Source organism: Neisseria polysaccharea (assembly GCF_963392925.1).
GTDB lineage: Bacteria > Pseudomonadota > Gammaproteobacteria > Burkholderiales > Neisseriaceae > Neisseria > Neisseria polysaccharea.
The window spans coordinates 1-5,867 of sequence record NZ_CAUJNZ010000028.1 but is presented as its reverse complement, the minus strand read 5'-3'; the positions used below and the strand labels follow the sequence as shown (position 1 = coordinate 5,867).

General features: G+C 50.8%; 2 tRNA genes, 3 rRNA genes and 1 pseudogene. All 6 read left to right on the top strand.

The window, feature by feature from the left end:
- Positions 1–94: 94 nt before the first annotated feature.
- The 6 genes and pseudogenes from RDY34_RS10440 (at position 95) to RDY34_RS10415 (ending at position 5,867) form a co-directional block, all read left to right on the top strand.
- Positions 95–1,635 (top strand): 16S ribosomal RNA (locus tag RDY34_RS10440).
- 100 nt (positions 1,636–1,735) lie between these two features.
- Positions 1,736–1,812 (top strand) — tRNA-Ile (locus RDY34_RS10435).
- Between the two features lie 5 nt (positions 1,813–1,817).
- Positions 1,818–1,893, top strand: a tRNA-Ala gene (locus RDY34_RS10430).
- 371 nt (positions 1,894–2,264) lie between these two features.
- A 23S ribosomal RNA gene (locus tag RDY34_RS10425) occupies positions 2,265–5,156 on the top strand.
- A 96-nt stretch (positions 5,157–5,252) separates the two neighbouring features.
- A 5S ribosomal RNA gene (gene rrf / locus RDY34_RS10420) occupies positions 5,253–5,366 on the top strand.
- The 16S, 23S and 5S rRNA genes sit together here with 2 tRNA genes alongside, the layout of an rRNA operon.
- Before the next feature lie 35 nt (positions 5,367–5,401).
- Positions 5,402–5,867, top strand: a pseudogene (locus tag RDY34_RS10415) (helix-hairpin-helix domain-containing protein).

Here is a 5,867-nt window from a genome sequence, read left to right as displayed (position 1 = left end):
GCCTCACACTGTTTGAAAGACAGACAAGATAATGTTTTGAACATTGTCCTGTCGGTTTCTTTGAAGCAGACCAGAAGTTAAAAAGTTAGAGATTGAACATAAGAGTTTGATCCTGGCTCAGATTGAACGCTGGCGGCATGCTTTACACATGCAAGTCGGACGGCAGCACAGAGAAGCTTGCTTCTTGGGTGGCGAGTGGCGAACGGGTGAGTAACATATCGGAACGTACCGAGTAGTGGGGGATAACTGATCGAAAGATCAGCTAATACCGCATACGTCTTGAGAGGGAAAGCAGGGGACCTTCGGGCCTTGCGCTATTCGAGCGGCCGATATCTGATTAGCTAGTTGGTGGGGTAAAGGCCTACCAAGGCGACGATCAGTAGCGGGTCTGAGAGGATGATCCGCCACACTGGGACTGAGACACGGCCCAGACTCCTACGGGAGGCAGCAGTGGGGAATTTTGGACAATGGGCGCAAGCCTGATCCAGCCATGCCGCGTGTCTGAAGAAGGCCTTCGGGTTGTAAAGGACTTTTGTCAGGGAAGAAAAGGCTGTTGCTAATATCAGCGGCTGATGACGGTACCTGAAGAATAAGCACCGGCTAACTACGTGCCAGCAGCCGCGGTAATACGTAGGGTGCGAGCGTTAATCGGAATTACTGGGCGTAAAGCGGGCGCAGACGGTTACTTAAGCAGGATGTGAAATCCCCGGGCTCAACCCGGGAACTGCGTTCTGAACTGGGTGACTCGAGTGTGTCAGAGGGAGGTAGAATTCCACGTGTAGCAGTGAAATGCGTAGAGATGTGGAGGAATACCGATGGCGAAGGCAGCCTCCTGGGATAACACTGACGTTCATGCCCGAAAGCGTGGGTAGCAAACAGGATTAGATACCCTGGTAGTCCACGCCCTAAACGATGTCAATTAGCTGTTGGGCAACTTGATTGCTTGGTAGCGTAGCTAACGCGTGAAATTGACCGCCTGGGGAGTACGGTCGCAAGATTAAAACTCAAAGGAATTGACGGGGACCCGCACAAGCGGTGGATGATGTGGATTAATTCGATGCAACGCGAAGAACCTTACCTGGTCTTGACATGTACGGAATCCTCCAGAGACGGAGGAGTGCCTTCGGGAGCCGTAACACAGGTGCTGCATGGCTGTCGTCAGCTCGTGTCGTGAGATGTTGGGTTAAGTCCCGCAACGAGCGCAACCCTTGTCATTAGTTGCCATCATTCGGTTGGGCACTCTAATGAGACTGCCGGTGACAAGCCGGAGGAAGGTGGGGATGACGTCAAGTCCTCATGGCCCTTATGACCAGGGCTTCACACGTCATACAATGGTCGGTACAGAGGGTAGCCAAGCCGCGAGGTGGAGCCAATCTCACAAAACCGATCGTAGTCCGGATTGCACTCTGCAACTCGAGTGCATGAAGTCGGAATCGCTAGTAATCGCAGGTCAGCATACTGCGGTGAATACGTTCCCGGGTCTTGTACACACCGCCCGTCACACCATGGGAGTGGGGGATACCAGAAGTAGGTAGGATAACCGCAAGGGGTCCGCTTACCACGGTATGCTTCATGACTGGGGTGAAGTCGTAACAAGGTAGCCGTAGGGGAACCTGCGGCTGGATCACCTCCTTTCTAGAGAAAGAAGAGGCTTTAGGCATTCACACTTATCGGTAAACTGAAAAGATGCGGAAGAAGCTTGAGTGAAGGCAAGGTTCGCTTAAGAAGAGAATCCGGGTTTGTAGCTCAGCTGGTTAGAGCACACGCTTGATAAGCGTGGGGTCGGAGGTTCAAGTCCTCCCAGACCCACCAAGAACGGGGGCATAGCTCAGTTGGTAGAGCACCTGCTTTGCAAGCAGGGGGTCATCGGTTCGATCCCGTTTGCCTCCACCAAAACTTTGCAAATCAAAGTAATCCTGTTGCTTTTATTTTATTTGTACTTTTATATTTTATAGCAACTTATTTTGATTTGCGGAGTAAAATAACGACGCATCGATCTTTAACAAATTGGAAAGCCGAAATCAACAAACAAAGACAATGAGTTTGTTTTGATTTTTACCTTTTGCAAAGGGTAAAAATCTCTCGCGAGAGAAAAGAAAACAAACACAGTATTTGGGTGATGATTGTATCGACTTAATTCTGAAACACAAAAGGCAGGATTAAGACACAACAAAGCAGTAAGCTTTATCAAAGTAGGAATTTCAAGTTTACTTCCCTAGTCAACGGGTAGGTAAACGAAGTCAAAGAAGTTCTTGAAATGATAGAGTCAAGTGAATAAGTGCATCAGGTGGATGCCTTGGCGATGATAGGCGACGAAGGACGTGTAAGCCTGCGAAAAGCGCGGGGGAGCTGGCAATAAAGCTATGATCCCGCGATGTCCGAATGGGGAAACCCACTGCATTCTGTGCAGTATCCTAAGTTGAATACATAGACTTAGAGAAGCGAACCCGGAGAACTGAACCATCTAAGTACCCGGAGGAAAAGAAATCAACCGAGATTCCGCAAGTAGTGGCGAGCGAACGCGGAGGAGCCTGTACGTGATAACTGTCGAGATAGAAGAACAAGCTGGGAAGCTTGACCATAGTGGGTGATAGTCCCGTATTCGAAATCTCAATAGTGGTACTAAGCGTACGAAAAGTAGGGCGGGACACGTGAAATCCTGTCTGAATATGGGGGGACCATCCTCCAAGGCTAAATACTCATCATCGACCGATAGTGAACCAGTACCGTGAGGGAAAGGCGAAAAGAACCCCGGGAGGGGAGTGAAATAGAACCTGAAACCTGATGCATACAAACAGTGGGAGCACCCTAGTGGTGTGACTGCGTACCTTTTGTATAATGGGTCAACGACTTACATTCAGTAGCGAGCTTAACCGAATAGGGGAGGCGTAGGGAAACCGAGTCTTAATAGGGCGATTAGTTGCTGGGTGTAGACCCGAAACCGAGTGATCTATCCATGGCCAGGTTGAAGGTGCCGTAACAGGTACTGGAGGACCGAACCCACGCATGTTGCAAAATGCGGGGATGAGCTGTGGATAGGGGTGAAAGGCTAAACAAACTCGGAGATAGCTGGTTCTCCCCGAAAACTATTTAGGTAGTGCCTCGAGCAAGACACTGATGGGGGTAAAGCACTGTTATGGCTAGGGGGTTATTGCAACTTACCAACCCATGGCAAACTCAGAATACCATCAAGTGGTTCCTCGGGAGACAGACAGCGGGTGCTAACGTCCGTTGTCAAGAGGGAAACAACCCAGACCGCCAGCTAAGGTCCCAAATGATAGATTAAGTGGTAAACGAAGTGGGAAGGCATAGACAGCCAGGATGTTGGCTTAGAAGCAGCCATCATTTAAAGAAAGCGTAATAGCTCACTGGTCGAGTCGTCCTGCGCGGAAGATGTAACGGGGCTCAAATCTATAACCGAAGCTGCGGATGCCGGTTTACCGGCATGGTAGGGGAGCGTTCTGTAGGCCGATGAAGGTGCATTGTAAAGTGTGCTGGAGGTATCAGAAGTGCGAATGTTGACATGAGTAGCGATAAAGCGGGTGAAAAGCCCGCTCGCCGAAAGCCCAAGGTTTCCTACGCAACGTTCATCGGCGTAGGGTGAGTCGGCCCCTAAGGCGAGGCAGAAATGCGTAGTCGATGGGAAACAGGTTAATATTCCTGTACTTGATTCAAATGCGATGTGGGGACGGAGAAGGTTAGGTTAGCAAGCTGTTGGAATAGCTTGTTTAAGCCGGTAGGTGGAAGACTTAGGCAAATCCGGGTCTTCTTAACATCGAGAAGTGACGACGAGTGTCTACGGACACGAAGTAACCGATACCACGCTTCCAGGAAAAGCCACTAAGCTTCAGTTTGAATCGAACCGTACCGCAAACCGACACAGGTGGGCAGGATGAGAATTCTAAGGCGCTTGAGAGAACTCGGGAGAAGGAACTCGGCAAATTGATACCGTAACTTCGGGAGAAGGTATGCCCTCTAAGGTTAAGGACTTGCTCCGTAAGCCCTGGAGGGTCGCAGAGAATAGGTGGCTGCGACTGTTTATTAAAAACACAGCACTCTGCTAACACGAAAGTGGACGTATAGGGTGTGACGCCTGCCCGGTGCTGGAAGGTTAATTGAAGATGTGAGAGCATCGGATCGAAGCCCCAGTAAACGGCGGCCGTAACTATAACGGTCCTAAGGTAGCGAAATTCCTTGTCGGGTAAGTTCCGACCCGCACGAATGGCGTAACGATGGCCACACTGTCTCCTCCTGAGACTCAGCGAAGTTGAAGTGGTTGTGAAGATGCAATCTACCCGCTGCTAGACGGAAAGACCCCGTGAACCTTTACTGTAGCTTTGCATTGGACTTTGAAGTCACTTGTGTAGGATAGGTGGGAGGCTTTGAAGCAGAGACGCCAGTCTCTGTGGAGCCGTCCTTGAAATACCACCCTGGTGTCTTTGAGGTTCTAACCCAGACCCGTAATCCGGGTCGGGGACCGTGCATGGTAGGCAGTTTGACTGGGGCGGTCTCCTCCCAAAGAGTAACGGAGGAGTTCGAAGGTTACCTAGGTCCGGTCGGAAATCGGACTGATAGTGCAATGGCAAAAGGTAGCTTAACTGCGAGACCGACAAGTCGAGCAGGTGCGAAAGCAGGACATAGTGATCCGGTGGTTCTGTATGGAAGGGCCATCGCTCAACGGATAAAAGGTACTCCGGGGATAACAGGCTGATTCCGCCCAAGAGTTCATATCGACGGCGGAGTTTGGCACCTCGATGTCGGCTCATCACATCCTGGGGCTGTAGTCGGTCCCAAGGGTATGGCTGTTCGCCATTTAAAGTGGTACGTGAGCTGGGTTTAAAACGTCGTGAGACAGTTTGGTCCCTATCTGCAGTGGGCGTTGGAAGTTTGACGGGGGCTGCTCCTAGTACGAGAGGACCGGAGTGGACGAACCTCTGGTGTACCGGTTGTAACGCCAGTTGCATAGCCGGGTAGCTAAGTTCGGAAGAGATAAGCGCTGAAAGCATCTAAGCGCGAAACTTGCCTGAAGATGAGACTTCCCTTGTGGTTTAACCACACTAAAGAGTCGTTCGAGACCAGGACGTTGATAGGTGGGGTGTGGAAGCGCGGTAACGCGTGAAGCTAACCCATACTAATTGCTCGTGAGGCTTGACTCTATCATTTGAAGGACTTCAAGAGATAAAAGCTTACTGACTGATTCAGTCATCACCGAATATATTGATTAAGGCTTTACCGATTTGTAACAGTTTAAGTTTGGCGGCCATAGCGAGTTGGTCCCACGCCTTCCCATCCCGAACAGGACCGTGAAACGACTCAGCGCCGATGATAGTGTGGTTCTTCCATGCGAAAGTAGGTCACTGCCAAACACCCTTTCAGAAAACCCCTGATTATTCGGGGGTTTTTGCTTTGTCCGGAAAAAATGTCGGGGATGGTGGGACGGTATCCGTACGGTGTCTGGTCGGGTTTGCGAAGGAACGGCTTGAAACTTTGGGATATTCATTTTAGAATGACCCGTTTTATCGCCGCAGGATGCGGTTTTATTGTTTGCAACCTTTAAAGGAAAAACCATGAAGAAAATGTTCGTGCTGTTCTGTATGCTGTTCTCCTGCGCCTTCTCCCTTGCGGCGGTAAACATCAATGCGGCTTCGCCGCAGGAGTTGGAGGCGCTGCCGGGAATAGGTCCGGCGAAGGCGAAAGCCATTGCGGAATACCGTGCGCAAAACGGCGCGTTCAAGTCTGTGGACGATTTGACGAAGGTGAAGGGCATCGGCCCGGCGGTGCTGGCGAAGCTGAAGGATCAGGCTTCGGTCGGCGCGCCCGCGCCCAAAGCCCCGGCAAAACCGGTGCTGCCCGCAGCTAAAAAATAG